Source organism: Janthinobacterium sp. DSP2-3-3 (genome assembly GCF_049897325.1).
Taxonomy (GTDB): Bacteria; Pseudomonadota; Gammaproteobacteria; order Burkholderiales; family Burkholderiaceae_D; genus Janthinobacterium.
The window spans coordinates 1-1,553 of the sequence record NZ_JAFCWA010000032.1 but is presented as its reverse complement, the minus strand read 5'-3'; the positions used below and the strand labels follow the sequence as shown (position 1 = coordinate 1,553).

At 62.3% G+C, this 1,553-nt stretch carries 1 protein-coding gene; it reads left to right on the top strand.

Going from position 1 to position 1,553, the window contains the following annotated elements:
- On the top strand, positions 1 to 1,553 hold a 1,553-nt coding region (locus tag ACP7DE_RS27930; RefSeq protein ID WP_426075177.1), incomplete at both ends, for a beta strand repeat-containing protein.

Here is a 1,553-nt window from a genome sequence, read left to right as displayed (position 1 = left end):
GCGTCCTTGCTGAACCAGCAGGGCACGGTCAGCGCCGGCAAGGACCTGACGGCGAAAGTGAGCGTTGACCTGAACAATGCCGGCCTGCTGTATGCAGGCCGCAACCAGCAACTGACGGTGGGCGGCGTGCTCAACAACACGGGCTCCATTGCCTCCGTCAACAACACCCATATTACCGCCGGCAAAGTCACCAGCAGCGGCCTGCTGGGCGCCGGTGTGAAAGCCGATGGCAGCCTGGGCACGACGGGCGATCTGACCATCAACGCGGATGGCGTGCTGCAAGCGAGCGGGCAGAACCTGGCGGCGGGCAGTGCGGTCTTGGCAGGTGCGTCGGTCAATCTGTCTGGCAGCCAGACGGGCGGCTCAACTATTGCGATCACCGCACGTGATGGCGATGTACTGACGAACAAGGCGTTGATTTCCGCCAGCAATGTGCTGTCGATCACGGCCAACGCGAACAATGCCCAGTCGCTGGTGAATACCCAGGGTCAGTTGGTGGCCGGTCAGCTGCGATTGAATGTGGCGAATCTGAACAACGCCAGCGGCGACATCGTGCAGACGGGCACGGGCGACACCGTCATCACCACGGGCGAGCTGGACAACACAGCCGGCCGCATCGCCGTCAACAGCGCTAACCTGGCCCTGAACGCGACGGTGTTGACGAACATCAATGGCAAGCTGGAGCACGCAGGTGCGGGCGTTCTGTCCATCAACGCAGGCCAGTTCAACAACCAGCACGGCAAGATCACGGGCAATGGCAAGGTGGACATTACCGCTGCTGCGCTGGACCACCGCAATGCCACCACGGTTGCTAGGCAACTGAGCGTCAACGCTGGCAGCCTGGACAACCGCGCCGGCAGCCTGACGCAGGCGGGAACCGGACTGATGACGGTAACGGCCACGGGCCAGATCGACAACACGGGCGGCAAGATCGAAGGCAATGGTGACGCACTGGTCAAAGCGGGCACCTTGCTGAACAACACGGGTCGCATCGTGGCGGTGCAGGATGCCGAGCTTACTGTGGGCCGCCTGGACAACACCGAAGGCACGGTAGCGGCTGAGCGTAATCTGCAGCTGTCCGGTGGCGACATTGATAACACCAAGGGGCAATTGCAAGCCATCGCAGGCAACGCCACCTTGAACATTGCGAACTTGAGCAATGCCGCCGGCAGCGTGTTTGCTGGTGCTAACCTGGACACCACGCTCGATACATTGAACAACACGGGCAGCCTGTATGCGGCCAGAAATCAATCCATTACAGCCAGCGGCGCTATCGTGAACACGGGCGTGATCGTGGCGCAGGGCAATAACCACATCACGGCAAAGTCTCTCGACAGCAGCACAAGCAGCTTGATCGGCGCTGGCATCCAGGCCGATGGCAAGCTTAGCACGGCTGGCGACTTGATGGTCAACACCGCGCAAACGCTGGCCGCACATGGCCAGGTCCTGGCGGCAGGCAGCGCCAAGCTGACCGGCGCCACGCTCGATATCGGCGGCAGCCAGACCAGCGCCGCCAATATCGGCCTGACGGCAACACAGGGCGACGTCAGCAC